General features: G+C 64.0%; 25 protein-coding genes. 5 read left to right on the top strand and 20 right to left on the bottom strand.

Going from position 1 to position 26,034, the window contains the following annotated elements:
• Positions 1–16: 16 nt before the first annotated feature.
• The 20 genes from AB4068_RS13665 to AB4068_RS13570 form a co-directional block, all read right to left on the bottom strand.
• Complete coding sequence (locus tag AB4068_RS13665; protein ID WP_307052667.1) at positions 17–1,405, bottom strand: S8 family serine peptidase; 1,389 nt, start codon at positions 1,403–1,405, stop codon at positions 17–19.
• Between the two features lie 16 nt (positions 1,406–1,421).
• Positions 1,422–2,387 carry a Ppx/GppA phosphatase family protein gene (locus AB4068_RS13660; protein WP_332601540.1) on the bottom strand — a complete coding sequence of 322 codons (966 nt, stop codon included), beginning with the start codon at positions 2,385–2,387 and terminating at the stop codon, positions 1,422–1,424.
• The gene (locus AB4068_RS13655; protein WP_441433663.1) at positions 2,384–3,100 is read right to left on the bottom strand and encodes a DUF501 domain-containing protein; all 717 of its coding nucleotides are present in this window, start codon (positions 3,098–3,100) and stop codon (positions 2,384–2,386) included. The genes AB4068_RS13660 and AB4068_RS13655 overlap by 4 nt, the downstream gene beginning before the upstream one ends.
• A gap of 56 nt (positions 3,101–3,156) precedes the next feature.
• Positions 3,157–3,879 carry an FtsB family cell division protein gene (locus AB4068_RS13650; protein ID WP_441433662.1) on the bottom strand — a complete coding sequence of 241 codons (723 nt, stop codon included), beginning with the start codon at positions 3,877–3,879 and terminating at the stop codon, positions 3,157–3,159.
• Between the two features lie 157 nt (positions 3,880–4,036).
• Positions 4,037–5,317 carry a phosphopyruvate hydratase gene (eno, locus tag AB4068_RS13645; protein WP_306961132.1) on the bottom strand — a complete coding sequence of 427 codons (1,281 nt, stop codon included), beginning with the start codon at positions 5,315–5,317 and terminating at the stop codon, positions 4,037–4,039.
• Between the two features lie 93 nt (positions 5,318–5,410).
• Positions 5,411–6,049: a MazG nucleotide pyrophosphohydrolase domain-containing protein gene (locus tag AB4068_RS13640; protein WP_441433661.1), complete on the bottom strand. Its 639-nt coding sequence runs from the start codon at positions 6,047–6,049 to the stop codon at positions 5,411–5,413.
• Between the two features lie 88 nt (positions 6,050–6,137).
• A complete protein-coding gene (locus AB4068_RS13635; protein ID WP_059387977.1) occupies positions 6,138–7,292 on the bottom strand; it encodes an adenosine deaminase in 1,155 nt (384 codons plus the stop codon).
• Between the two features lie 28 nt (positions 7,293–7,320).
• A complete protein-coding gene (locus AB4068_RS13630) occupies positions 7,321–8,010 on the bottom strand; it encodes a DedA family protein (protein WP_332601836.1) in 690 nt (229 codons plus the stop codon).
• Between the two features lie 234 nt (positions 8,011–8,244).
• The gene (locus AB4068_RS13625) at positions 8,245–8,895 is read right to left on the bottom strand and encodes a DedA family protein (RefSeq protein WP_059387978.1); all 651 of its coding nucleotides are present in this window, start codon (positions 8,893–8,895) and stop codon (positions 8,245–8,247) included.
• 65 nt (positions 8,896–8,960) lie between these two features.
• Positions 8,961–10,271 (bottom strand): thymidine phosphorylase, encoded by a 1,311-nt coding sequence (locus AB4068_RS13620; RefSeq protein WP_306961126.1) that lies wholly within the window; start codon positions 10,269–10,271, stop codon positions 8,961–8,963.
• Entirely contained in the window at positions 10,268–10,678 is a 411-nt protein-coding gene (locus AB4068_RS13615) for a cytidine deaminase (RefSeq protein WP_441433660.1), read from the bottom strand. Before AB4068_RS13615 ends, AB4068_RS13620 begins: the two co-directional genes overlap by 4 nt.
• A gap of 2 nt (positions 10,679–10,680) precedes the next feature.
• Positions 10,681–12,210 (bottom strand): ABC transporter permease, encoded by a 1,530-nt coding sequence (locus tag AB4068_RS13610; RefSeq protein ID WP_441433659.1) that lies wholly within the window; start codon positions 12,208–12,210, stop codon positions 10,681–10,683.
• A complete protein-coding gene (locus AB4068_RS13605) occupies positions 12,207–13,580 on the bottom strand; it encodes an ABC transporter permease (RefSeq protein ID WP_059387983.1) in 1,374 nt (457 codons plus the stop codon). The genes AB4068_RS13610 and AB4068_RS13605 overlap by 4 nt, the downstream gene beginning before the upstream one ends.
• Positions 13,573–15,123: an ABC transporter ATP-binding protein gene (locus tag AB4068_RS13600; RefSeq protein WP_284990383.1), complete on the bottom strand. Its 1,551-nt coding sequence runs from the start codon at positions 15,121–15,123 to the stop codon at positions 13,573–13,575. The genes AB4068_RS13605 and AB4068_RS13600 overlap by 8 nt, the downstream gene beginning before the upstream one ends.
• Positions 15,124–15,286: 163 nt before the next feature.
• On the bottom strand, positions 15,287–16,393 hold the full coding sequence (locus tag AB4068_RS13595) for a BMP family lipoprotein (protein WP_172465512.1): 1,107 nt from the start codon (positions 16,391–16,393) through the stop codon (positions 15,287–15,289).
• Between the two features lie 328 nt (positions 16,394–16,721).
• Positions 16,722–17,741 carry an NADP-dependent oxidoreductase gene (locus AB4068_RS13590; RefSeq protein WP_284992003.1) on the bottom strand — a complete coding sequence of 340 codons (1,020 nt, stop codon included), beginning with the start codon at positions 17,739–17,741 and terminating at the stop codon, positions 16,722–16,724.
• Entirely contained in the window at positions 17,738–18,169 is a 432-nt protein-coding gene (locus AB4068_RS13585; RefSeq protein ID WP_059387986.1) for an organic hydroperoxide resistance protein, read from the bottom strand. Before AB4068_RS13585 ends, AB4068_RS13590 begins: the two co-directional genes overlap by 4 nt.
• Before the next feature lie 46 nt (positions 18,170–18,215).
• Positions 18,216–18,650, bottom strand: coding sequence for a MarR family winged helix-turn-helix transcriptional regulator (locus tag AB4068_RS13580; RefSeq protein WP_284992005.1), 435 nt, complete (start codon positions 18,648–18,650; stop codon positions 18,216–18,218).
• Between the two features lie 280 nt (positions 18,651–18,930).
• Positions 18,931–20,130 (bottom strand): amidohydrolase, encoded by a 1,200-nt coding sequence (locus AB4068_RS13575; protein WP_059387988.1) that lies wholly within the window; start codon positions 20,128–20,130, stop codon positions 18,931–18,933.
• Between the two features lie 76 nt (positions 20,131–20,206).
• Complete coding sequence (locus AB4068_RS13570) at positions 20,207–21,340, bottom strand: mannose-1-phosphate guanylyltransferase (protein WP_059387989.1); 1,134 nt, start codon at positions 21,338–21,340, stop codon at positions 20,207–20,209.
• A gap of 238 nt (positions 21,341–21,578) precedes the next feature.
• Between AB4068_RS13570 and sdhC the strand changes: the two genes are divergently transcribed.
• From sdhC to AB4068_RS13545, 5 genes are all read left to right on the top strand, one after another.
• Positions 21,579–21,959: a succinate dehydrogenase, cytochrome b556 subunit gene (gene sdhC, locus AB4068_RS13565; protein ID WP_084784381.1), complete on the top strand. Its 381-nt coding sequence runs from the start codon at positions 21,579–21,581 to the stop codon at positions 21,957–21,959.
• Positions 21,960–21,962: 3 nt separating this feature from the next.
• Positions 21,963–22,442: a succinate dehydrogenase hydrophobic membrane anchor subunit gene (locus tag AB4068_RS13560; protein WP_059387990.1), complete on the top strand. Its 480-nt coding sequence runs from the start codon at positions 21,963–21,965 to the stop codon at positions 22,440–22,442.
• Positions 22,443–22,533: 91 nt separating this feature from the next.
• The gene (sdhA, locus tag AB4068_RS13555; RefSeq protein WP_441433658.1) at positions 22,534–24,333 is read left to right on the top strand and encodes a succinate dehydrogenase flavoprotein subunit; all 1,800 of its coding nucleotides are present in this window, start codon (positions 22,534–22,536) and stop codon (positions 24,331–24,333) included.
• Position 24,334: 1 nt separating this feature from the next.
• On the top strand, positions 24,335–25,117 hold the full coding sequence (locus tag AB4068_RS13550; RefSeq protein WP_059387992.1) for a succinate dehydrogenase iron-sulfur subunit: 783 nt from the start codon (positions 24,335–24,337) through the stop codon (positions 25,115–25,117).
• A 94-nt stretch (positions 25,118–25,211) separates the two neighbouring features.
• Complete coding sequence (locus AB4068_RS13545; protein WP_284992006.1) at positions 25,212–25,976, top strand: alpha/beta hydrolase family protein; 765 nt, start codon at positions 25,212–25,214, stop codon at positions 25,974–25,976.
• Positions 25,977–26,034: the final 58 nt, after the last annotated feature.

The raw sequence follows: 26,034 nt of genomic DNA, 5'->3' as shown, positions 1-26,034 counted from the left end.
GGATCGGCGCCGGAGGCTATTTCGGGGGGCTCGGATCCACGACGTCCACCACGCCGGTCGAGGTCTCGTCGGGCAGTTCCGGGGAGGTCCGGTAGGCGCGCCTCAATTGGACGGTGGCGCCCGCGACGATCGCCACGAAAAGCGAACCAAAGCCGATGACCACCGCGGCCGGAACCGCAGTGTCGGACTGCGATGGCGCCTTGGCCGCGGGAACTGTGGGATCCGCCAAGGTGGCCGCGGGAATGCTTGGTTTCGACGTTGACGGAGGCGTCGGGCTGCTGAGGTCGCCACGTCGATGGACCCGGATCCAGTCCGCAATGGATCCCACGGGATTGCTCGCTACCTCGGGTACATCGGCTTTCAGGGCCGCCTCGGCATTGAGGATGCCGTAGCCATAGATGGGGTCCTTGCCGGGCGCGCCTGCATCCTCGGCCGTCGACACAATCCTGTTGATGACCTGCTTGGCGCTCATATCAGGCCATTTCGAGCGGATAAGTGCCGCGACGCCGGAGACAATCGGCGCGGAGCCGGACGTGCCGGCCCAATCTTCATAGCTCCCACCGGGCAGTCCGCCCACCAGCTTCTCCGCGGGCGCCGAGACGCCGATGCTGATTCCCTGCGAAGAAGCGTCGACGCTGGCCGTACGGTTCCGGTCGAGTCCCGCCACGGTCAGTACACCCGGAATCGTGGCCGGCGCGCCCACCTGGACGTTTCCGCCGATCCGGTTGCCCGCCGCGGCCACGATCACCACGTCCTTTTGTTCGGCATAGAGGAACGCCGCATCCCAGCTTTGTGGCCAATCAGGCGAGGTGCTGCCGAGGGAAATGTTGATGACCTTGGCGCCGTTGTCCACCGCCCATCGGACAGCTTCGGGAATCTGTTCCTGGTCCGTCTTGCCCGCCGGATTCGGCGAACCGAGCCAGGCGGAAACGGAGAGGATCTGGGCCTCGGGCGCGACGCCGACGATTCCGTCCGGACCGACGCCGGAACCGGGCGAAGGGGACGGCCCCGGCGACGGAGACGCCGATGGGCTGGCCGGAGCGTGTCCACGCCCTGCCAGCAGCGTGGCGACGAGGGTCCCGTGCTCAGGTTTGGCCCCGATGCTTTTCTGTCCGTTGGGGTCGCCCGCACCGGAAGCGTCGGTTCCTCCGACCACCGCGCCGTTGAGGTCGGGGTGTTGCCCGTCCACTCCGCTGTCGATGATGGCCACTTTCACCCCGGCGCCCTTTGATACCTGCCAGGCTGCGGAAATGCCGTACTCGTTGAGCCAGTATTCCTTGTCCCGCCAAGAGTCGGCGAACGCCGAAGGGGCAGTGAGCAGGGCCCCTGCAAGGCTTCCCCCGGCCAACATGGCCGCCAGTGCGGCCGATGCTGTCCGGCGGCGCCAACCGTGTGGCAACGTCATCAGCGAATACCCACTCTTACCGAGTACTCGGCATGCTCAGAATACTCAGCGCGATGCCGTCGAGGATGTCATGTTCGCTGGAGGTAGCCGCAGTGATGGAGCCCTCTCCGAGCTCAGCCAAGCGTTGGAGGATGCGGCGCCAAACAAGGGCTCCGGCACCGATGACGTCGACGCGGCCGGGGTGCATGTAGGGTAGCCGGGCACGTTCCTCGCGGCTCATTTCCAACAAACTTGTGGCCGCGTCGCTGATGGTCTCCAGGTCCAGGCTGGCACCGTGGATGAGTGCGGGATCGTACTCGTCCAGGCCCAACGCGTGCGCGGTGATGGTGGTGACGGTACCGGCTACGCCCACGACGGCGGTGGCCCGGTCCAGCGGGACCGTGCGGGCCACGAGGTCCATGGCTGCGTCGACGTCGGCTTCCGCGGCGGCGATCTGCTCCGGCGTCGGAGGGTCGCTGCGAAGGTGCCGCTCGGTCAGCCGCACGCAGCCGATGTCGACGGATTTGGCGGCAATGACGCCGTCGGAGTCTCCGAGGACGAATTCGGTGCTTCCACCGCCAAGGTCCACCACAAGCACAGGGTCCTTGCCGCGCGAAGGCAGCACGCTGCTTGCGCCGGCGAAGGACAGCGAGGCTTCTTCGTCACCGGAGATGACCTCGGGTTCGACGCCCAGCAGCCCCCGTATCCCGTCAACAAAGACGTCCCGGTTACGGGCGTCCCGGCTGGCAGAGGTCGCCACGAAACGGATGCCCCGGGCTCCGTGATGGCGGATCAGCTCGGCGTAGTCGGCGGTCGCCGCGAAGGTGCGCTCAAGCGCCTCAGGGGCGAGTTCGCCGGTGGCGTCAACCCCTTGGCCGAGGCGCACCACGCGCATCTCGCGGACAACGTCCCGCAAGGGAGACCCGGAGTCCGTGCCGTTGGAATCCGCGATCAGGAGGCGAATCGAATTGGTCCCGCAGTCAATCGCAGCTACGCGGTTCATACGTTGAGCCCCCCTGCGGATGGTTCCCCTGATGGCTCTGTCGCGTGGGAGGACTTGGATTTGCGGACGGGGGCGGGACGGCCCACGATGTCCGGCAGGCCCTGCGGTCCGTGGCGGCTGAGGTCCTTGGACGGGGCCTCCCCCGCACTGTCCCATGCGCCGTCGCAATAGCAGCGGTCCGCGGTCCACCATTCGCTAATCGCCCCGATGGCCTCGTCGCCGAGCGGATTGACGCCGGGACCGGCGGCCAGGGAGTGGCCGACCAGCACGTGCAGGCACTTGACGCGGGTAGGCATGCCGCCGGCCGAGACCCCTGCGATTTCCGGAACGTCTCCCGTGCCGGCACGTCCGGCAATCTCGTCACGCGCCTGGAGATAGGCTTCGTGGGCGCTCCTGTAAGCCGCAGCCAAAGGCTCGTCCGCGGTGAGCCGTTCGTTCATCTCATTCATGAGCCCGCCGGCTTCCAGCCGCGACACGGCGGCGGTGATGACGGGGTGCGTCAAGTAGAACGTCGTGGGAAACGGGGTTCCATTGCTCAAGCGCGGAGCGGTTGCAGCGACCAGCGGGTTGCCGCAGACGCAGCGCGCCGGGATTTCGACGACGTCGCGCACCGGCCGTCCGAGCTGGCGGCTGAGGATTTCGAGATCGTGTGCTGATGGCTTGCGGGACTCCTGCGATGCAGGTGCCGAGTTGTCTTCCACTGGCGCTGCCATCCTTCCTGCCCTTTTTGGCCGCGCCCATCAGGGCGCGACGGCGGCGGGCACCGCGTCTAGTCTGTTGCCGAGCGCCTGATGGATTCCCACAGGCCGTCCACCCATGGCAGGTTGGACGGGCTTCCGGAAGCTCCTGAACTGGTGCTCCCACCCGGTGTGCCGGCGGGAACGTCTCCACCAAACACCCAGTAGCCAGCTTCACCCGGCATAACCATGTTAATGCGGTCCCGGGCTTGTTGTTTCACGTAGTTGGGGTCCTGCCACCGCGTGATCTGCTTCTGGAGGCTGGCCTGCTCGGCCTGTTTGCTGGCAATGTCGGCTTCCAGGCCGGAGATTTCGGCCTTTTTCTCCAACCAGATCTTCACTGTGGGAGCGAGCATGATAGTGATCGCTATCATCACCACAGCGAGGGCAAGCATACGGCCGGAGAACGCCTTCGCGGGCACAGGGCGCGCGCCGTGGTCCTTGTCGGAGTGCGAGGATCCGGCACCGGACGCCTTGCTGGATGCCTTGCCGACAACCGGGGTGTTTCCCGAACGTCCCGGTTTCGCAGCACCACCAACCTTGGATCCGGAAGAGGCTTTGCTTTGGGTGCCGCCTTCGGCTTTGGCATTGGACGGCGTCCTGGACCCTGCATGAACCGGTGCCTCTTGCTGGGCGGCGGATGCCTTGCGGGACTCGCCGAAGTCGGCACGGATGACATGGCCGCCGTCGGGGTTCTTTTGGGGCGAGCGGCCGAGGGCATCTGCCCGGGGGACCTTGGGGCGGCGGGTGGCCATGACACTCCTGTAATGCCTGGTGCTTGCCTGGCGGGTTGCTGCGCGTTGCGTTCCTCACGGAGCCTGCGGTTTGCCGAAGTGCTCGCACATTTCGTTAAACAGAACCGGTGGCTATGGTCTTTCCACCATAGCCACCGGTCAGCTGTTTCAGCGGATACTAGCCCTTGAAACGCGGGAAAGCGCTGCGGCCGGCGTAGCGGGCGGCGTCGTCGAGTTCTTCTTCGATGCGCAGCAGCTGGTTGTACTTGGCGACGCGCTCGGAGCGGGCCGGGGCACCGGTCTTGATCTGGCCCGCGTTGGTGGCAACGGCGATGTCAGCAATGGTGGTGTCCTCGGTTTCGCCGGAGCGGTGCGAGGTGATGGTGGTGTAACCGGAGCGCTGGGCCAGGGAAACGGCGTCCAGGGTTTCCGTCAGGGAACCGATCTGGTTGACCTTGACGAGCAGGGAGTTGGCCGTGGCGGAGTCGATGCCCTGCTGCAGGCGGATCGGGTTGGTGACGAAGAGGTCGTCGCCAACTAGCTGGACCTTGTCACCGATGGTGTCGGTAAGGGTCTTCCAGCCTTCCCAGTCATTTTCGTCCAGCGGGTCCTCGATGGAGACGAGCGGGTAATCGGCAACGAGTTCGGCATAGTAGGCGCTCATCTCGGTGGCTGAGAGTGCCTTGCCTTCGAACTGGTAGGCGCCGTCCTTGTAGAACTCGGAGGAGGCGACGTCCAGCGCGAGGGCGATGTCCTTGCCCGGGGTGTAGCCGGCGTTCTTGATGGCTTCCTGGATCAGGTCCAGTGCGGCACGGTTGGACGGCAGGTTCGGAGCGAAGCCGCCTTCGTCGCCGAGGCCGGTGGAGAGGCCCTTGGCCTGCAGGACCGACTTGAGGTTGTGGTAGACCTCAACGCCCCAGCGCAGGCCTTCGGAGAAGGTCTCGGCGCCGATCGGGGCGATCATGAATTCCTGGATGTCGACGTCCGAGTCGGCGTGGGAGCCACCGTTGAGGATGTTCATCAGCGGGACGGGCAGGACGTGGGCGTTCGGGCCGCCCAGGTACTTGTACAGGGGCAGGTCCGCGGAGGCGGCGGCCGCGTTTGCCACGGCGAGGGAAACGCCGAGGATGGCGTTCGCGCCGAGCTTGCCCTTGTTCGGGGTGCCGTCGAGGTCGATCATGGCCTGGTCGATGCTGCGCTGGTCCGTGGCGTCGAAGCCGATCAGGGCCGGGGCGATTTCGTCGATGACCGCGTCAACGGCCTTCTGGACGCCCTTGCCGAGGTAACGGCCCTTGTCGCCGTCGCGCAGTTCGACGGCTTCGTGCTCGCCGGTGGAAGCACCGGAGGGAACTGCCGCGCGGCCGATCTGGCCATCGGAAAGCAGAACTTCAACTTCTACTGTCGGGTTTCCGCGGGAATCAAGGATCTCGCGGGCGTGGATGGCATCGATAAGCGCCATGGACTGCTCCTTATGGTGAAGCGATTTACTGGGAATCTTGAGGGAAATTCTCGACGTCCTCGTCGCCACTAGCCTAGTCGAGACCGGCCAAGGTTACGGAACAGCGTCGGAACCCTCACGTTTTGTGGCTTCGCCGTCGCGGCCCTGGTATCGGCGGACGGCACCGCGCAGGGCCCGTTCGGCGTCGAAGCCCTTCTCCCGCGAGCCCGCGACGACGGCGAGCAGCAAGTCTCCAAGCGCAGCTTCGGAGTCGGGAACCTCCACCGCCGCGACTGGACGGCCGCCGCGTTCAGGACTGCCCGAGCGCTCTGAGCGGGCTGCGCGGTCAAGCGACTTTTGCGCCAAGGCGAGGGCGGGAAGGTGCGGTGGAATGCCTTCGAAGGGATCCGAACGCCCGGGCTTCTCGGCCTTCTTCACGGCGTCCCACTTTTCGACGATCTCCTCCACGGTGGCCGGGAAGGATTCCTGCAAGGACCCGTCCGGTTTGAACACGTGGGGATTGCGCCGCACCATCTTGTCCRTGATGGCGCGCGCGACGTCGTCGAAGGTGAATTGTCCTTGCTCCTCGGCGAGCCGGGCGTGCAGCACCACTTGGAGCAGCACGTCGCCCAGCTCGCCGCGGAGTTCGTCGGATGTATCGGAACCGGACGCGCCGGCCTCGATCGAATCGACAACCTCATACGCTTCCTCGATCAGGTACTCGACCAAGGACTCGTGGGTCAGCGCCCCCATCCAAGGACAGTGCTCGCGCAAAGAGGCAATCGTCCCCAGCAGCTCCACGACAGGACTTTCAGGAGAACTGGCACCCGAAGGAGTTTGTTCAGCCAAGGTTGGCGTAGGCGTCGTTGATGTACTCCACCAACGCTTCTTTTTCGTCCAACGGCAGGAACGACGACTCGGCGGCGTTGAGGGTCAGTTCGAGGAGGTCATCGAGATCGTAGTCGAAGGTCTCCACGAGAAGCTCGAACTCGTCCGTGAGCGTCACACCGCTCATAAGGCGGTTGTCCGTGTTGATCGTGACGTTGAAGCCCAGCTGGTAGAGCATGTCCAGCGGGTGGTTCTCGATGCCTTCGCCGAAGTTCGCGATCGCGCCGGTCTGCAGGTTGGAGGAAGGGCAGATTTCCAGCGCGATTCCACGGTCACGGACCCAGCCGGCCACTTCACCCAAGGTGACCATGCCGACGGTGTCCTCGGCGTCGTCGTCGGCTTCTTCGCCCTCGGCGTCTTCGAACTCAACGGTGATGTCCTCCGCGATGCGCACGCCGTGACCCAATCTCAGGGCGCGGCCGTCCACAAGGGCGGACTGGATGCTTTCCAGGCCCGCGGCTTCGCCGGCGTGGACCGTGGCCGGGAAGTTGTGCTCGGCCAGGTAGGTGAACGCGTCCTTGAAGCGGGAAGGCAGGAAACCGTCTTCGGCTCCGGCGATGTCAAAGCCGACAGCTCCGTTGTAGCGGTGGCGCACTGCGAGCTCGGCAATCTCCTGGCCGCGGTCCGCGTGGCGCATCGCCGTGATGAGCTGGCCCACCTGGATCTGGCGGCCTGACTCCTCGACGGCGTCGACGCCGGCGTCGAGCCCTTCCTGGACAGCGTCCACAACCTCGTCCAGGGTGAGGCCCTTCTGCAGGTGCTGCTCAGGTGCCCAACGGATCTCGCCGTACACGACGCCGTCGTCAGCCAGGTCTTCGACGAATTCCTTGGCGACGCGCGCCAGGCCTTCCTTGGTCTGCATGACGGCAATCGTGTGGTCAAAGGTTTCGAGGTAGCGGACCAAAGAACCGGAGTCTGCGGACTCACGGAACCACTGGCCCAGCGCTACGGGATCCGTGGAAGGCAGAGTGTGGCCGACGGCCTCCGCCAGCTCGATGATGGTGGCCGGGCGCAGTCCCCCGTCCAGATGGTCGTGAAGGGAAACTTTCGGCAGGCTCTTCAGGTCGAAGTCAAGGGCAGGGGCGGCATCAACAATAGGCTCAGTCACGTCTCAACTCTAGGGGGACGGAAGAAGCTTAGCCAGCAGGGTTTGAGCGGTCGACGCCGGCCGTCGCGTTAACCGCGGTTCCCGCGTCTGCTGCGGCTGCTTCCGCGGAGGCCGCTTCCTTCTTCTCGCCGTCTTTCTTTTCGAGATGCTTGTGCCACCAACGCAGGCTGTGGTCCACGATGACGCCGAGTACCACGGCGAATGCCACCGCAATCCCCACGCCGAGGAGCGGGTTGTTGTGCACCCAGTGGCCGGCCAGCGATCCAATGCCGATCGAATAGCCTACCCAGGTGAGGCAGGCGAAGGCGTCCAGGAAGAAGAAGGTCTTGTGGCGGAAGCCGGTCTGTCCGGCGACGTAGTTCACCGCCACCCGGCCCCAGGGGATATACCGGGCGGTGAAGATCAGCACGGCGCCGCGCTTGTCCAACTCGTAGTGCGCCCACGCGAACATCTTCTGGACCTTCGGCTTGCGCATCCATTTCCAGCGGTCCAGGCCGATCTTGCGGCCCAGCATATAGGCCATGTTGTCGCCGGCCATGGCCCCGACAAGCGCGGTGGCGCCAAGGAGCCACAGGTTGGGCTCACCCCGGTGCATCGCAAGGGCCGAGAGCCCGACGATCGCGGTCTCACTGGGAAGGATCGTGGCAAAGCCGTCGATGAAAAAGAAAACCAGGAGCACCGGGTAGATCCACGGTTGCCCGGCGGCATGCTCGAGCATGTGGTTCATGAAGTCCACGCAGGCATTGCTCCTCAAGGAAAGTCACACGGTCGCGTGACATAGATCGCTATCCAGTGTCCCACGGCCCGGGCGTCGTTCGCTACGCCCCGGCCGGGTGGAACACAATTTAAGGCTAGCTCGAAAGTCGAAATGGAAGCATCCCCCCATGGAGGGATCTTCCGGTGCCAGGCACGTCATACCAAGGGAGGAGATGGCTCCCCCCTGCCGTGCCTGCTACACGACCGATTCCTCTTCGGGCTCCCCGGTTTCTTCGTCCTCTACGGTGGCGGGCGTGGCCCCGCGGACTTTGCTGATGATCCGGTCCACGATGATTCCCAGGATGACGGCAGCGACGATCGCGATGACCGCCCCGAGCAGGTGGTTGTGCTCGAACCATTGGCCGAAGAACACACCGATGGCCACCGAATAACTGGCCCACAGGACGGCGGACATAGCCGTGAGCGCCACAAACATGCCGTGCGGGAAGTGGGTTGCTCCGGCTGTGAGGTTGACGGCCACCCGGCCGATGGGGATGAACCGGGCCACCATGATCAGTGATGCGGCCCGCCGTCGTAGTTCCCTCCCGGCCCAGCGGAAGGCACCCTGCATCCTTTGGGAACGCATCCACCGCCATCGGCGTACACCTACTTTGCGCCCAATCAAGTAGGCGATGTTGTCACCTGTGAAGGCCCCAAGGGCTCCCACCAGGATCAGCAGCCACGTGTTGGGCATCCCTGCGGTCACGGAGACTGCCGCGAGTCCCACCACCATCGACTCGCTGGGAATGGGCGGGAAGAAACCGTCGATCACGCAGCAGGCAAAAACCAGGAGCAAGACCCAAGGCTGCCCGGCCGCGGCGAGGATGAAGTCGTTGATGGCTTGCACGGTCTTCCTAACGAATGGCCGCAGGGAATGTCTCCCGGGCATTCCGGAATGCCCGGGAGATCAGCCTAGGAGATCCGGTCGATGATGAGCCGTTGCGCCGGCCGTGAGCCTTCCGGCGCGATGAGCACAGCCCCGTCCAAGGCTTCCTTGGCCCTGTCGAACTTTTCCGGGGTGTCGGTGAGGAGGGTCATGAGTGGCTCCCCCGCCCGGACCAAGGCGCCCGGTTTGGCGTGCATCCGCACCCCTGCGCCGGCCTGGACGATGTCTTCCTTCCGGGCGCGTCCAGCGCCGAGGCGCCACGCAGCCACGCCCACCGCCAAGGCGTCGAGCTCCACCAGGACGCCGTCGGCCGGAGCCGGGATGACCTCGGATTCCCTGGCCACGGGCAGGGCCGCGCGCGGATCGCCGCCCTGGGCTTCGATCATGCGGTTCCAGACATCCATCGCGCGGCCATCCCTGAGGGCGGCCGCGGGATCGGCGTCGTGCACTCCGGCGCAGGCGAGCATCTCTTCGGCGAGCCTGACGGTCAGCTCGACGACGTCTTCCGGACCGCCGCCCGCAAGCACCTCCACCGATTCCTCCACCTCGATGGCATTGCCCGCAGTCAGGCCCAGCGGGGTCCCCATGTTGGTCAGGAGGGCCACCGTATTGACGCCCGCATCCTTGCCCAGGGCCACCATGGTTTCGGCAAGCTCCCGGGCACGGGCTTCGTCCTTCATGAATGCCCCGGAACCCACCTTCACGTCGAGCACCAGGGAGCCCGTGCCTTCGGCGATCTTCTTGCTCATGATGGACGAGGCAATCAGGGGGATGGCTTCCACGGTGCCCGTGACGTCGCGCAGGGCATAGAGCTTCTTGTCCGCCGGAGCCAAACCCGTGCCGGCGGCGCAAATGACCGCACCCACGTCCTGCAGCTGGGCCAGGATTTCCTCGTTGCTCAGGTTCGCCCGCCATCCGGGGATCGCCTCGAGCTTGTCGAGCGTGCCACCCGTGTGGCCCAGTCCCCTCCCGGAAAGCTGGGGAACCGCCACCCCGAAGACCGCCACCAACGGCGCCAGCGGAAGGGTGATTTTGTCCCCGACACCCCCGGTGGAGTGTTTGTCCGTGGTGGCTTTCACGCCGCCGTCGGGACGCCGGAGGCTGGAGAAGTCCATCCGCTCGCCCGAGGCGATCATCGCCTCGGTCCAGCGCGAGATCTCGGCACGGTCCATCCCGTTGAGCAGGATCGCCATGTTCAGGGCTGCCATTTGCTCGTCGGCAATGACGCCGCGGGTATAGGCATCGATCGTCCAGTCGATCTGCTCCGGGCTTAGGGTTCCTTTGTCCCGCTTGATGCTGATGATCTGTACGGCATCAAAAGCTTCAGTCTGTGTCACCGGTTCTCCTCCAGGTTGTCGGGACCGAAGGCATCTGGCAGCACTTGGTCCATGGTCTTGATGCCCTGCGTTGTCATGAGTTGCATGCCGGGTGCCCGGAATTCATACAGCAATTGCCTGCAACGGCCGCACGGCATGAGGACATTGCCTTTGCCGTCGACGCAATAGAACGCCCGCAATCTGCCGCCGCCACCCATGTGGAGGTCCCCCACCAGGGCGCACTCGGCGCACAGCGTGAGTCCATAGCTGGCGTTCTCGACATTGCATCCGCTGACGATCCGCCCGTTCTCGGTGAGGGCAGCCGCCCCCACCGGGAACTTCGAATACGGAGCGTAGGCCTTCCCCATGGCGGCGACCGCGGCGGCTTCGAGGGCCGCCCAGTCCACCTCGGTACCCTTGAGCGCCACGGTCAGCCCTTGACGTACGGTATGCCGCTCGCCGCCGGCGGCCGGGACCTGCCCACCAATCCAGCGACGGCGAAGACCGTCAAGGCGTAAGGCAACATGGCCATGAACTGGCTCGGCACAGGCGATCCGATGATGGTGATGACGCTCTGCAGGTTGTCCGCGAAGCCGAACAGCAACGCCGCCAGGAAGGCGCCGATCGGGTTCCAGCGCCCGAAGATCAATGCCGCCAACGCGATATACCCACGGCCACCGGACATGTCCTTGCTGAACGCATCCACGGATACGAGCGTGAAGAACGAGCCGCCAATGCCCGCGATCGCACCGCCCATGAGCACGTTCCAGAATCGGGTCCGGTTGACGTTGATGCCCACGGTGTCGGCCGCCTGCGGATGCTCGCCGACGGCCCGCACGCGCAGCCCCCACTTCGTGTGGAAGAGGCCGAGGTAAACGACGATCACTGCGATGTACATCAAATAGCCCACGAGGGACTGGTGGAACAGGATGGGGCCGATGATGGGGATATCGGACAGGAAGGGAATGTCCACCGGAGGCAAGCGCCCCGGCTTGTTGAGTCCATCCGGGTCCGCCGTCAGCAGCGTCGAAAAGAGGAAGCTCGTCAGTCCGCTGATGAGGACGTTGAGGACGACGCCGACGATGATCTGGTTGACGAGGTACTTGATGCTGACCACGGCCAGGACCAAGGAGACAAGCGTTCCGGCGACGGCCGCCGCGACCAGCCCGGCGTAGACGTTGTGCGTCACCGTGGCAACGACGGCCGCCGAGAATGCGCCCAGCAGGAGCTGGCCCTCAATGGCAATGTTGACCACGCCGACGCGTTCGCACAGGACGCCGGAAAGGGATCCGAAGACCAGCGGCACAGCCAAGGTGACGGACCCTGCGATCAGTCCGGCGAGGGAGATCGACGGCTCATCGCCATTTCCGCCAGCCACGATCCAGACCATGAACCCGATGAGGAACACGGCGGCAAAGGTGCCGCCCACCCAGCGGGGTACGGCCCTCTTCGCCTGGGTGAGGTACACCGTGTAGCCCGCCAGGCCCAGGAGAATCACGGCGGCGATCCAGCCGATGGCCGCGGAAGAGAGCGTGACCTTTGAAACCTTTGCCACGCCGAGCGCGGCGAGGCCGAGGACCACGACGGCGGCGACGGTGGAGGCGGGCAGCCAACCGGGTACCGTGCCGGAAACTGACGCGCGGCCTGAACCCGACGCGCGGCCTGAACGACGGCGGACGAACCACAGATATCCGAGTCCAGCCGAAAGCAGAAGGGCCAGGACGAACGTGACCAAAGCGGCGACACTTGAGGCCGCTTCATTGGCCGCCTCGGCAATGCCGAAGCCTGCCGATTTCGAATTGGACATGAAACCGAACAGCACGGTTCCCAGGATTGCGAGGAGGGACAATCCGATGCCGGCCTTCCAGCTCACCAGCTCCGTGGCGCCCGTCTTTCCCGGGCTCGCCGGGGCGTTGCCGGCGGGTGTGCCACCGCCGGGCTGAGTTGTTGTGGTGCTCATGCTGTTGCAGCTCCGCTCTCGATTTTTCCGGAGGGGATGGTTCCGGAGCCGGGGCCGCCGGTGGCCTTCTTCTTTTTGCGCGGGTTCAGTCCGAAGATCGCGCGCACGAGCGGCGGTGCCGCAATGAACAGGACGATCAAGGACTGGATGACCAGGACGATGTCGATGGGGGTCTGGGTTTCGGCCTGCATCGCGACGCCTCCTGCGCGGAACGCGCCGAACAGGAGCCCGGCGAAGAAGGTTCCCCACGGCGTCGAACGTCCGAGCAATGCGACCGTAATGGCATCGAAGCCAATGGAAGCCGCGACGCCCCCCGAGAGGTATTTCTCCGTCCCGGATACCTGCGCAATGCCGGCCAGGCCTGCAAGCGCACCCGCAATCGCCATCACCAGGATCACGGCGCGGGGAACGTTGATTCCAGCGGTGCGTGCCGCGCTCTGGTTGGCGCCCACGGCCCGGAATTCAAAGCCGAGCGTGGAGCGCTTCAGGAGCCACCAGACGAATACCGTTGCCAGCACTGCCAAGAGGAATCCGGCATGGAGCCTGAACTGGGGTCCGAGCAACTCCGGAAACAGTGCCGATTGGTCAAGGAAGGGGGAGATCGGGTTGGTGGAGCCCTTGCGCTGGAAAGCGGGAGTGGTCAGCAGGAACAGGAGCAGGAAGTTCGCGATGTAGTTCAGCATGATGGTCACGATGACCTCATGGGCACCGGTCCGGGCCTTGAGCAGCCCGACGACGCCGCCCCACACCGCGCCGCCGATGAATCCGGCAACGATGACAAGCAACAGGTGAACCAGGAAGGGCAGGTGCCAGGTGAATCCCACGTAGGCGCCGAACAGGGCACCGAAGATGATCTGGCCTTGCGCACCGATATTGAACAGCCCGGCACGGAAGGCCAGGGCCACGCCGAGTCCAGCCAGGATCAGGGGGGTGGACACCGTCAGGGTCTCAGTGATCGGGTACAGCTGGGCAGCGGCGTCGGCCCCGGCCCAGTTGAATATGGCGCCCTGGACCAACGCCACGTAGGGCCTGAAGACCTCGGTAAGCATGTCCCCCGGCTGCGCGAAGAAGTAACCTGCTGTCTCGGCGACTTTGGGGTTGGTCACGGCCATCAGGATTCCGCCGAGCACAATCGCGAGGAGCACGGACAACACCGAGACCATGGCGTTTCCGGTCACGATCTGCCGGAAGACCGAACCACCGGCGGCGTGCGGGATCTGTCCGCCTTGGCTGGTAGCCGGGATGACTGACGGGGCCATTGCGCCGTCGGCCGTGTCCAGCGCGACATCCAGGACGACCTCGTCGTCCAGAGTCTCCGGGCGCTCAGGCTCGGCCTCGTTTTCCTGTCGAGGGGTATTGGACTCAGACATGGGTTCCTCCCTCGAGGGTCTTGTGGGCAGTCAGTTCTGCCTCATGTTCCGGAACGCCGGCCATCATCAAGCCCAGCACATCGCGGGACGTACCGGCCGGAACAATCCCGACCAGCTTTCCCCGGTAGAGGACGGCGATCCTGTCAGCGAGTTCGAGCACTTCATCGAGCTCGGTGGACACGATCATCACGGGAGTTCCGTTGTCCCGTTCGGCAATGACCCGCTTGTGCACGAATTCGATGGAGCCGACGTCGAGCCCTCGGGTGGGCTGCGATGCGATGAAGAGCCTCAACGGCCTGGAGAGCTCCCGGGCCAGAACCACCTTTTGCTGGTTGCCTCCGGAGAGCGTACCCACGGCGACATCGATCGACGGCGTCCGCACATCGAACTCCTCGACCTTCTTCTCCGCGTGCGAAGCAATCAAGGCCGGTTTCATGCCGATGCCTTGGGCGAAAGGCGCCTTGTCGTAAAGGTCCAGGATCATGTTCTCGGAAATGGAGAACGTTCCCACCAGGCCGTCGATCTTGCGGTCCTCAGGGACGAACCCGACGCCGGCGGACAAGACCTGCTTGACGCTCTTGCCGAGAAGTTCGACGCCGTCGAGGACGATGGACCCCGTGACGTGCTGCTGGACGCCGAGGATGGCTTCCGTGAGCTCCGTCTGGCCGTTGCCCTGGACACCGGCGATAGCGAGCACTTCACCCTTGGCGATGTCGAAGCTCAGCCCGTCCACGACGTGCTGGCCATTGTGGTCCACAACCGTAAGGTCCCGGACCTTGAAGGTCGCTTCACCCGGTTGGGCGGGTTTCTTTTCCAGGGTCAGACTGACCGCGCGGCCAACCATCGCCGAGGCGAGTTCCGTAGGGGACGCCGAAGGATCGGCCGAGCCCACCACTTTCCCCCGCCGGATCACCGTGATGATGTCCGAAATTTCCTTGACCTCACGCAATTTGTGCGAAATGAAGACAATTGACTTTCCGGCTGCTTTGAGCTGGCGGATGATGTCCAGGAGCTCATCGGTTTCCTGCGGAGTGAGAACCGCGGTCGGTTCATCGAGAATCAGGACTTCGGCGTCGCGCACGAGTGCCTTGATGATCTCGACCCGTTGCTGGACGCCCACGGGCAGGTCTTCCACGAGGGCATCGGGGTCGACATGGAACCCGTATTGCTTGGAAATCTCGGAGATTCTCCGGCGGGTTTCATCCAAGTTCAGGAAACCGGCTGCCTTGGTGGCTTCGTTTCCCAACGCGACGTTTTCGGCGACGGTGAATACCGGAATCAGCATGAAGTGCTGGTGGACCATTCCGATCCCGGCCGCCATGGCATCGCCGGGACCCTTGAAAACGACCGGCTTGCCGTCGACCAGGATTTCGCCGTCGCTGGGGTCGTAGAGTCCGTAAAGGACATTCATCAGGGTGGATTTACCGGCACCGTTTTCGCCCAGGAGGCAATGGACTTGGCCGGGTTCAACCACCAGATCGATGTGGTCATTGGCTACAAGGGACCCGAAGCGTTTCGTGATCCCTTTCAGTTCGAGTTTCAAAACTCCAACCCATCTATAAAGGATGGCTCCTCGTCATCACCGTGCTCCCAGCATAGTGCTCGGCAAAGGAGTGTCGAAGAGCAAATTGAAGGCAACGCAGAACGCGCTGCCCTTCTGCCAAAACTCGGCTGAAGGGCAGCGCGATGCGGTTTAGCCCGGATTTTTACTTGGGGCTGGACTTCGATTCGACCTTGACTGCGCCGGAGATGATGTCCTTCTTCAACTGGTCAAGATCGCTCTTCATGTCTGCCGGAACAGCGGAGTCGAGATCGTGGAACGGGGCAAGCGCCACGCCCCCGTTGTCGAGGGTGCCGACATACGGGCTGGGGTCGAACTTGCCTTCCTTGTCGGCCTTGATGACCGTCTCCACGGCCGTCGCCATGGTTTTCTGGACCGACGTCAGGATGACCGACTTGTAGGCGGGTGCGGTCAGGTAGCCGTCCGAGTCGACCCAGATCAGCTTTGCGTCCGTGCCCTTTGCCTTGGCGTCAAGGATCGCGCTTCCGGCGCCCGCTCCAACAGGTCCAGCGACGGGAAGGACCACGTCCGCCCCCTGGTCAAGGAATCCCTGGGTGAGGACCTTGCCCTTGTCGACCTGCTTGAAGTCGCCGACGAACGTTCCGTCCTGCTTGTCCTTGTCCCAGCCAAGCAGCTGGACGGACTTGCCCTTCTTCTGGTTGTAGTACTTCACGCCGTCAGAGAAGCCATCCATGAAGATGCTCACGGTGGGGATGTTGAGGCCACCGAAGGTCGCAACCTTGCCCGTTTTGGACGTGCCGGCGGCGAGGTACCCGGCCAGGAACGCGGCCTGGGCAGTGTTATAGACAATCGGCTTGACGTTCTTCGGGAAGGTGGGGTCCGAGTAGTCGATGATGGCGAAGTGGCTGTTGGGGTTCGCCGTCGCGATGTTCTTCGTGGCGTCGCCAAGCAGGAAGCCGACCGTAACCGTCAGCTTGCAGCCTTGTTGGACCATGGAACGAAGGTTGGGGTCGTAGTCCGTGTCGGCCTTGGACTGGACGTGCTTCTCCTGGATGCTCAGGTCCTTGGCTGCTGCCTGAAGGCCCTCGAAGCCTGACTGGTTGAACGACTTGTCATCGAAGCCGCCGGAGTCGGACACCATGCATGCGGTGTAGTCCGACTTGGTGGCGCTGCCCGAGCTCGAAGCAGACGGTGCGCTACCGCAGCCTGCCAGCAAAAGTGCAGCGGCGCCCGCAGTTGCGACGCCCGCAAATGAACCGCGCTTTAGTGTGGCACGCAGTGATTGCTTCAATTTTCCTCCAGGAAGAAAGTGATTGATGCTACGACAGTTGGTCAATGAGTGTCCGTTTCGAAAACTCGAGTCTGAAATTCTGTTTTCACTGATGCTTCGCAGCACTGCGCCTGGGGCGCACTGATGGCACAACTTTAGTGGGATTGAACACACCCGGGTAACACAAAAGCCCAACAACCCGAAGATTGTTGAGCTTTTGTTACCAAGCAGTAGCGGAACTCCCAGCGAACGGTCCTAGGATGCCCGTTCCCAAGCGCGCGAACWGGCAGCAGATGACCCAAAAATCGCGTTTTGCGGGCATCTGCCGCCAGTTCGCGCCGGGAATCCCTCAGTGCAGCCGGACCAGCATCTTGCCGGTATTGGCCCCATCCAGGAGGTCGATGAAGGCCTTCGGCGCGTTTTCCAGTCCGTCAACGATCGTCTCGTCGTAGCGGACCGTTCCATCGGCCAGCCATCCGGCCATCTTCCCGGCGAACTCCGCGGCGTGCTGGCGCTGGCCGCCCACGAGGAAGCCACGCAGGGTCAATTGCTTTCCGATGGCCAAGGCCAGGTTCCGCGGGCCCGGCGTGGGCTCTGTGGAGTTGTACTGCGAAATGGCACCGCACATTGCCACCCGGCCACCCACGGTGAGGACCGCGAGGGCAGCCTCGAGGTGTTCGCCGCCCACGTTGTCGAAGTAGACGTCAATGCCGCGCTCCCCCGCTGCTTCACGCAGTTGCTTCGCCACCGGACCGTCGTGGTAGTCGAACGCCGCGTCGAAGCCGAGTTCCAGCAAACGCGCCACCTTCTCCGGGGAACCGGCGCTGCCGATCACCTTGGAGGCCCCCATGGCCTTGGCGACCTGCCCGACAATCGAACCAACCGCGCCGGCGGCACCGGAAACGAAGACCACGTCCCCGGCTTTGAACTCGGCCACTTTGAGCAGTCCGGCATACGCCGTCAGGCCCGTCATGCCCAGCGCCCCGAGGAACGCCGACGTCGGCGCCAGTCCGGCCGGGACCGGCGTCGCGCTTGCCGCATCCACCACCGAATATTCGCGCCAGCCGAGCTGGTGCACGACGACGTCACCCACCTTGAGTGCCTCGGAACGGGACGCGATCACCTCGCCCACCGCACCGCCGTCGAGCGCTGCGTCGAGCCGGAAAGGCGCCGAATAGGACTTTGTGTCATTCATGCGGCCGCGCATGTAGGGATCGACCGACATGAACTCGTTGCGGACCAGGATCTGGCCGTCCTGCAGCTCCGGCAGATCGGTCTCTGCCAGCCGGAAGTTCTCCTGGACGGGGCGTCCCTGCGGGCGGGACGCCAGCTGGATTTCGCGGGTGCTCGTGGGAACGGCGGCGCTCATGCGGCCACCTCCACAAGCTTGATGTCGACGGCGATGTTCCCGCGGGTCGCGTTGGAGTAGGGGCAGATCTGGTGGGCCTTGGCCACGAGCTGCTCGGCGGTTTCGCGGTCCAGGGCAGGCAGGGCGATCTCAAGCTCCGCGGCGAGGCCATATCCCTCGCTGCCCTCCAAGGCACCGAAATGGATCTTGGCAGCCACGGCGGAATCAGTCAGATCCACCCGGGCCTTGCGTCCCACCAGCCTGAGTGCCGAGTGGAAGCATGCCGCGTATCCGGCGGCGAAGAGCTGCTCGGGATTAGTGCCCTGGCCGTTTCCGCCCAGTTCCACCGGGCTGGCGAGGGTGACGTCCAACTTGCCGTCATTGGTGCGTGCGTTGCCTTCGCGGCCTTCACCGGAGGCAAGCGCCTCTGCTACGTACAAAGTCTTCACTGTGGTTCCTTTTCCTTCGATGGGATGGAGGTGCTGGGGTGGACGATCAGATGGCTGAATGGAGGGCGGCGGTAAGCCGGCCCAGGGTGTCGTGAAGCTGCGCGAGCTCGGCTGCGCTCAAGCCGGCGGCGTCGGCGAGCCGCTGCGGAACAGCCCCCGCCCGGGCACTCAGCGCCCGCCCGGCGTCGCTCAGGTGGATCTCGACGCGACGCTCGTCCTCTACTGAACGCCGGCGCTCCACGAGGCCCATGGCTTCAAGCCTCTTGAGCAGCGGAGACAGGGTGCCCGAGTCGAGTCCCAGCTCGGTACCCAGTTCCCGGACGCTTCGAGGCTCGTTCTCCCAGAGCACCAGCATCACGAGGTACTGCGGATACGTCAGTCCAAGCTCGTCCAGCACCGGCCGGTAGACCGCCGTGGCCGCCTTCGAAGCGGAATACAGCGCGAAACAGACCTGGCGGTCGAGGCGGGGGGCTTCACTCATGGGAATAACGATAGCTCACAATTAAATTGTGCACAACTTAATCGCTTCGGGCGACGCCCGCTCACAAACAAGCCGTCCCCCGGCAACGCCCGCTCACAAACAAGCCCAAACGAAAGGATCCTCCTGCAGATAATCCGCAGGAGGATCCCCGGCCTTTAAACCAAGAGTGAGCGAGCGTCCGGCCAAAACCCGGCATAAGTGAGCGAGCGTCCGGCCAAAACCCGGCATAAGTGAGCGAGCGTCCGGCCAAAACCCGGCATAAGTGAGCGAGCGTCGAGGTTCAGAGATCCCGGATGGTTCGCAGCGCGGCGGCGGCAAGGACTTGGATTGCGAAGCCGAGGGCACGCTCGTCCACAATGAAGTCACCGCGGTGGAGATCGTATTCCTCGCCGCCGGGCGTGTGGGTTCCGAGCCGCATCATGGCACCCGGCAGGTCGGCCAGGAACCAGGCGAAGTCCTCGCCACCCATGGACTGCGGTGTCAGGACGACGGCGTGCTCGCCGAGTTCCGCACGGGCAGCGGCCTCGATGATGGCAGTTTCGTGTTCCGAGTTGACCACGGGAGGGACGCCGCGGGTGTGCTCAAGGTGCACGTCCACCCCGTACGGCGCGGCAACTTGCTGGACGACGTCGTCGAGCAACTCCCCTGCGCTGTGCCAGGCGTCCCTGTCGAGGCAACGCATGGTGCCGGCCATGTAGCCGTTGGCGGGGATGGCGTTGGGTGCCGAACCTGCCGCGATCTGGCCCCACACCACCGAAACGCCGCTGCGCACATCGACCCGACGGGACAGGACGGCCGGCACGTTGACGGCGATTTGGGCCAGCGCGAAGACCAGGTCTTCGGTCAAATGCGGACGGGAAGTATGGCCGCCACGTCCGGTCAATTCGATTTTGATGGTGTCCGACGCCGAGGTGATGGCGCCGATGCGCGTGCCGATCTTGCCGACGTTGATACGCGGATCGCAGTGCAGCGCAAGAATACGCGGAACGCCTTGGAGCACGCCCTGCTCGATGCAGGACAACGCACCGCCGGGCATGGTTTCTTCTGCCGGCTGGAAGATGATGCGCACCGTTCCGCCCAAGGGGGATTCCTGGTGCATGGCGTGCAGCACCAGGGCAATGCCAAGCATGCTCGTGGTGTGGACGTCATGCCCGCACGCGTGGGTGACGCCATGGTTCTTCGACGCGAACGGAAGCCCGGTCTCCTCGATGATGGGGAGGGCGTCGATGTCTCCGCGCAGGGCCGTGGCGATGGGCCCGTCGCCGACGTCGACCGTCAGCCCCGAGCCTTCCAGCCGGCGGGGTTCGAGTCCCGCCGCCTCGAGCCGTTCAACCAGCTTGTCCGTAGTGCGAAATTCCTTGAAGGAAAGTTCGGGGTGCGCATGCAGGTCCCTCCGGAATTCAAGGAGTTCCGGCAAGAGATCGTCAAGCCATGGCTTCACCACAGGGGTCGGCTCGGTTTCGGTAGTGAAATTGCGCACCTCACAACTCTAGCCATCCACACCCCCCGAATAGCGAAAGGGGTCTCTTGGTTACGGACAGCGCCGCAAGAGGGCGCTATAGAACGTCGGTGTCTCCACTTGCCTTGAGCGCGTCCACCGCACCCTTGACCCGCTGGGCGTGCTCCTTCGTGGTGACAAGCAGCGCGTCCGGCGTATCGACGATCACGACGTCCTTGATCCCGATAAGGGCGATCACACGCTTCGTATCGGAGACAACCACACCGCTGGCGTTCTCCGTGAAGACGCGGGCGCCTTCACCGAGGACCGTCACCTCATCGACGTCGCCGGCATTGTTGAGGCGGCCGATCGCGGCGAAGTCTCCGACGTCGTCCCAGCGGAAAGTACCGGGCACGACGGCGACATCCCCCGCCGCCGCGGCGGGTTCGGCCACGGCGTAGTCAATGGCGATCTTCGGCAGCGTGGGCCACACCCGGGCGGTCACTTCATCGCGTTCCGGCGTGTCCCAGGCGTCGGCAATCTCCTGCAGCCCGGCAAACAGGACCGGTTGGTTTGCCTCCAGGTGCTTGAGCATGAGAGCGACGGGCGCGACGAACATGCCGGCATTCCAGACGTAGTCGCCAGTCTCGAGGTACTTCTTGGCAATGTCCTCACTCGGCTTCTCGACGAACTCGACCACGGCGTGCGCATTCGGCGCGTCGTCGATATTGAGCAAGTCCCCGGTGCGGATGTAACCGAACCCGGTCGAGGGGTGCGTGGGCTTGATGCCGATGGTGACGATTTTTCCGGCAGCCGCAGTGTGGATAGCCTCGCGCACAGTTTCCTGGAAAAGGTGGTCCGGGCTGATGACGTGGTCGGCGGCGAAGGAACCCATGATGGTGTCGGGGTCGCGACGGTGCAGGATGGCGGCGGCGAGGCCAATCGCCGCTCCCGAGTCCTTCGGTTCGCTTTCGAGGACCAACTCGTTTTCGCCCACTTCGGGAAGCTGGCGGCAGACGGCAACCCGGTGCGCCACACCCGTAACCACCAGAACCCGGTTGCCGGCCAACGGTTCGAGACGGTCGTACGTAGCCCGCAGGAGGGTGCTGCCCGAACCCGTGAGGTCGTGGAGGAACTTGGGCGCGGCAGCACGCGAAAGCGGCCACAGGCGCGTGCCCACTCCGCCGGCCGGAATAACCGCATGGAAGTGACGCAATGGCGATTCGAGGCTTGCAGCGTTTTCTATACTCACCGCAACACCTTATCCGACACCCGCTCAAGTCCCGCTTTGTGGTCTTCGTCTCACCATCGTGGCGAAAACGCCGGAATTCAGGCGAAACCCCGCGCTCTCGTTACAAGAAGGGGTGCCTAAATTGAATAAGCTGTGAGCGAAGCCTAGATTTAGGCTGAGCTACGAGTGCTCTCGCAGCTGGCGTTTCCCCCGCATGGATCCCGTGCCAGCGCCGCTGTGTTGCAGGAAGGTTTATTCAGTGCCGACAAAACCAGCTGGCACCTTGTACCGCGGCCGTGAAGGCATGTGGTCCTGGGTTGGACACCGCATTACCGGTGTTGTGATCTTTTTCTTCTTGTTGGTCCATGTGCTGGACACCTCACTGGTGCGTGTGTCCCCGGAGGCCTACACGGCCGTTATCGGCGCCTACAAGAACCCCCTCATGGCCCTGGGCGAAACGGGCCTCGTCGCAGCGATCGTTTTCCACGCCTTCAATGGCCTGCGCGTTATCGCCATTGACTTCTGGAAGAAGGGCGCGAAATACCAGCGCCAGATGCTGTGGACCGTCCTGGTATTGTGGCTGGTCACCTTCGGGGCCTTCGCCATCCGCCACCTGTCCCTCGCACTGGGAGGCCACTAAGCCATGAGTACTGACATTCAAAGCCCGCGCAGTGGAAAAATCGGCAGCGGGAAGATTGCTCCGCAGTACCGTCGCGGCACCGGTTCCAAGGGGAACTTCGAGATGCTCGCGTGGCTGTTCATGCGGCTCTCCGGCGTCGTGCTCGTGGTTCTGATCTTCGGCCACCTTTTCGTGAACCTCATGGTGGGCGAAGGCATCCACGGCATCGACTTCGGCTTCGTGGCCGGCAAGTGGGCCGACCCGTTCTGGCAGTTCTGGGACCTGGCCATGCTGTGGCTCGCCATGCTGCACGGCACCAACGGCGTCCGCACCATCATCAACGACTACGCCGAGAAGGACGCCACGCGCCTTTGGCTCAAGGTAGTCCTTTACGCGGCCACGGTCGTCATCGTCGTTCTTGGCACACTGGTGATCTTCACGTTCAACCCGTGCCCCGTCGTCAACGGCGTTCAGCTGCCCGGCGGGTTCTGCCCGGCGCCGTAGCGCTCCGCTGCACCACCGGCTTGTCCGGCGGTGCACAACACGCGGAGCAGGCTCCGCCGACCATCTGACTTAGAGAGAAAGAGCATCTGGTATGCAGGTCCATAAGTACGACGTCGTTATTGTCGGTGCCGGCGGCGCCGGCATGCGCGCCGCGATCGAATCCGGTCAGCGCGCACGCACCGCAGTACTGACCAAGCTCTACCCCACCCGTTCCCACACCGGCGCAGCCCAGGGCGGCATGTGTGCAGCCCTGGCCAACGTCGAAGAGGACAACTGGGAGTGGCACACGTTCGACACCATCAAGGGTGGCGACTACCTGGTTGACCAGGACGCAGCCGAGGTCATGGCGAAGGAAGCCATCGACGCCGTGCTGGACCTGGAGAAGATGGGCTTGCCGTTCAACCGCACGCCCGAAGGCCGCATTGACCAGCGCCGTTTCGGTGGCCACACCCGTGACCACGGCAAGGCTCCGGTCCGCCGCGCCTGCTATGCAGCAGACCGCACGGGCCACATGATCCTGCAGACGCTGTACCAAAACTGCGTCAAGCACAACGTCGAGTTCTACAACGAGTACTACGTCCTGGACCTGCTGACCGTCGAGGAAGACGCCGTCCGCGAAGACGGGACGCCGTACAAGCAGAAGCGCGTTGCCGGCGTCGTGTCCTACGACCTCGCCTCCGGTGAGTTGCACGTTTTCCAGGCCAAGTCCGTGGTGTTCGCCTCGGGCGGCGCGGGCAAGGTTTTCAAGACCACCTCCAACGCCCACACCCTGACCGGTGACGGCATGGGAATCGCGTTCCGCCGCGGAATCCCGCTGGAGGACATGGAGTTCTTCCAGTTCCACCCGACCGGTCTTGCCGGCTTGGGCATCCTCCTCTCGGAAGCTGCCCGCGGCGAAGGCGCGATCCTGCGTAACTCCGAGGGTGAGCGTTTCATGGAACGCTACGCTCCCACTATCAAGGACCTCGCTCCCCGCGACATCGTGGCCCGCTCCATGGCAAACGAAGTGCGTGAAGGACGCGGGTGCGGCCCGAACAAGGACTACGTCCTCCTGGACCTGACCCACCTCGAGCCGGCCCACATCGACGCGAAGCTCCCGGACATCACCGAATTCGCCCGCACCTACCTCGGTGTCGAGCCGTACACTGAACCGGTTCCCGTGTTCCCGACGGCGCACTACGCCATGGGCGGCATCCCCACGAACATCACCACCGAGGTCCTGCAGGACAACGACACGATCGTTCCGGGCCTGTACGCAGCCGGCGAAGTGGCTTGTGTTTCCGTGCACGGCTCCAACCGCCTGGGTACCAACTCCCTGCTGGACATCAACGTCTTTGGCAAGCGTGCGGGCATTGCTGCGGCCGAATACGCCAAGACCGCTGACTTCGTGGAGCTCCCGGAAGACCCGGAGGCATACACGCTGGATCTGCTGAACCACGTCCGCACTTCCGACGGCGGCGAGAGGGTTGCCGCGATCCGCAAGGAACTGCAGGACACCATGGACGCCAACATGCAGGTGTTCCGTACGGCGGAAACCCTGAACCAGGTGCTCAAGGACATCGCGGCCCTCGAAGAGCGGTACCAGCGCATCAGCGTCCAGGACAAGGGAAAGCGCTTCAACCTTGACCTGCTCGAAGCCGTGGAACTGGGCTTCCTGCTGGAACTGGCCAAGGTCATGACAGTTGCTGCCCTGCACCGCGAGGAGTCCCGTGGAGGCCACTTCCGGGAGGACTTCCCGGAGCGCGACGACGAGAAATTCATGAAGCACTCCATGGCATATAAAGATGAGCACGCTCCGGCGGACGGATCTGCGGAAGCAATCGCGGGCATCCGACTCGGCACCAAGCCTGTTGTCTTTACGCGCTACGAGCCGATGGTGAGGAAGTACTAAGATGTCTGCTGAACTTGCTGAGCCAGCATCCAAGATCGAGCTGCCCGCGCACATTGGTGGAGGCGGGGAAATTCCCACCTTCAACATCACACTGCGGGTGCGACGCTACAACCCCGAGGTCTCGGAAGAGGCCGCATGGGAAGACCACCAGCTGACGATGTACGGCACCGACCGCGTGCTGGACGCCCTGCACAAGATCAAGTGGGAAATCGACGGCTCGCTGTCGTTCCGCCGTTCCTGTGCCCACGGCGTTTGCGGTTCCGACGCCATGCGCATCAACGGCCGCAACCGCCTCGCGTGCAAGACCCTGCTGAAGGACCTGGACACCTCCAAGCCCATCACCGTTGAACCGATCAAGGGCCTCCCGGTGGAGAAGGACCTGATCGTGGACATGGAGCCGTTCTTCCAGTCCTTCCGCGAAGTCATGCCGTTCCTGATCAACAAGGGCCACGAGCCCACCAAGGAACGCTTGCAGTCGGTCGAGGACCGTGAACGGTTCGACGACACCACCAAGTGCATCCTGTGCGCCGCCTGCACGTCGTCCTGCCCCGTGTTCTGGACGGACGGCCAGTACTTCGGCCCGGCCGCCATCGTGAACGCACACCGCTTCATCTTCGATTCCCGCGACGATGCCGGTGACATGCGCTTGGAGATCCTCAACGACAAGGAAGGCGTGTGGCGCTGCCGCACCACCTTCAACTGTTCGGAAGCTTGCCCGCGTGGCATCCAGGTGACCCAGGCCATCGCCGAGGTCAAGCAGGCCATCCTGGCACGCAAGATCTAGTCCAAAATTCAGAATACGACGACGACGGCGTCCCCTTGGCGGGGTCCGCCGTCGTCGCTGTTTAAGACTTCCTCGCAAAACGAAAGGCGGACAGGTGTCCAAATCCATGAAGATCAGCTTCGAAGGCAGCACCGGAGATCTCCTGGCAGGGATCGTGGATGTTCCTGAGGGTCCGGTCCGGGGCTGGGGTGTGTTCTCCCATGGTTTGACCCTCGGCAAGGACAGCCCGTCAGCATCGCGTATCTGCAAGGGTTTGGCGGATCTCGGCGTCGGCATGCTTCGCTTCGACAACCTTGGACTGGGCGACTCCGCCGGCGATTGGTCCGCTGGATCGTTCAGTGTGAAGGTGGCTGACACCATCCGCGCCGCCGGGTTCATGCGCGCCGAAGGCAAGGAAATCTCCCTGCTTGTTGGCCACTCCTTCGGAGGGGCGGCCGTGTTGGCTGCCGCCCTCAGCCTCCCCGAGGTACGTGCCGTTGCCACGGTCGGCGCCCCGTTCCAGCCCAGGCACGTGGAGCACATGTTCGACGCCGAAGTCAGCACGATCCTCAGCGAAGGCAGCGCCGAGGTCAACCTGGGCGGCAGGCGCATGGAGGTCCGCCGGCACTTTGTGGAGGATGTCGAGAAGGCCGACCTCAGGGACTGCATCCGTACCCTGCACAGGCCCCTCATGGTGCTGCACTCCCCCACGGACAACACCGTGGGCATCGACAACGCCAGCGAGATCTTCCAGACTGCACGGCACCCTCGGAGCTTCATTTCGCTCGAAGGCAGTGACCACCTGTTGACGGGCAAAGGACAAGCTGCCCGGGTTGCAGGGATCATCTCCGCCTGGGCCGGGCAGTACCTCGGCGACTAGCGCGGGCCCCAGCCCAACTGACTAGCAATTGTTGTCGTTATGAGGGCTCAAAACGACA

Source organism: Arthrobacter sp. 2RAF22, from assembly GCF_052115325.1.
Lineage (GTDB): Bacteria > Actinomycetota > Actinomycetes > Actinomycetales > Micrococcaceae > Arthrobacter.
This window is presented reverse-complemented; position numbering and strand designations above follow the sequence as displayed.

Excerpts from the sequence above, each read along its gene's own strand:
- sdhA (WP_441433658.1), top strand. The coding sequence starts at position 22,534 with ATGCAGGTCCATAAGTACGACGTCGTTATTGTCGGTGCCGGCGGCGCC.
- AB4068_RS13560 (WP_059387990.1), top strand. The coding sequence starts at position 21,963 with ATGAGTACTGACATTCAAAGCCCGCGCAGTGGAAAAATCGGCAGCGGG.
- AB4068_RS13550 (WP_059387992.1), top strand. The coding sequence starts at position 24,335 with ATGTCTGCTGAACTTGCTGAGCCAGCATCCAAGATCGAGCTGCCCGCG.
- AB4068_RS13660 (WP_332601540.1), bottom strand. The coding sequence starts at position 2,387 with ATGAACCGCGTAGCTGCGATTGACTGCGGGACCAATTCGATTCGCCTC.
- AB4068_RS13630 (WP_332601836.1), bottom strand. The coding sequence starts at position 8,010 with ATGCTCGAGCATGCCGCCGGGCAACCGTGGATCTACCCGGTGCTCCTG.
- AB4068_RS13580 (WP_284992005.1), bottom strand. The coding sequence starts at position 18,650 with ATGAGTGAAGCCCCCCGCCTCGACCGCCAGGTCTGTTTCGCGCTGTAT.
- AB4068_RS13590 (WP_284992003.1), bottom strand. The coding sequence starts at position 17,741 with ATGAGCGCCGCCGTTCCCACGAGCACCCGCGAAATCCAGCTGGCGTCC.
- AB4068_RS13655 (WP_441433663.1), bottom strand. The coding sequence starts at position 3,100 with ATGGCAGCGCCAGTGGAAGACAACTCGGCACCTGCATCGCAGGAGTCC.
- AB4068_RS13665 (WP_307052667.1), bottom strand. The coding sequence starts at position 1,405 with ATGACGTTGCCACACGGTTGGCGCCGCCGGACAGCATCGGCCGCACTG.
- AB4068_RS13605 (WP_059387983.1), bottom strand. The coding sequence starts at position 13,580 with ATGTCTGAGTCCAATACCCCTCGACAGGAAAACGAGGCCGAGCCTGAG.
- AB4068_RS13610 (WP_441433659.1), bottom strand. The coding sequence starts at position 12,210 with ATGAGCACCACAACAACTCAGCCCGGCGGTGGCACACCCGCCGGCAAC.
- AB4068_RS13650 (WP_441433662.1), bottom strand. The coding sequence starts at position 3,879 with ATGGCCACCCGCCGCCCCAAGGTCCCCCGGGCAGATGCCCTCGGCCGC.
- eno (WP_306961132.1), bottom strand. The coding sequence starts at position 5,317 with ATGGCGCTTATCGATGCCATCCACGCCCGCGAGATCCTTGATTCCCGC.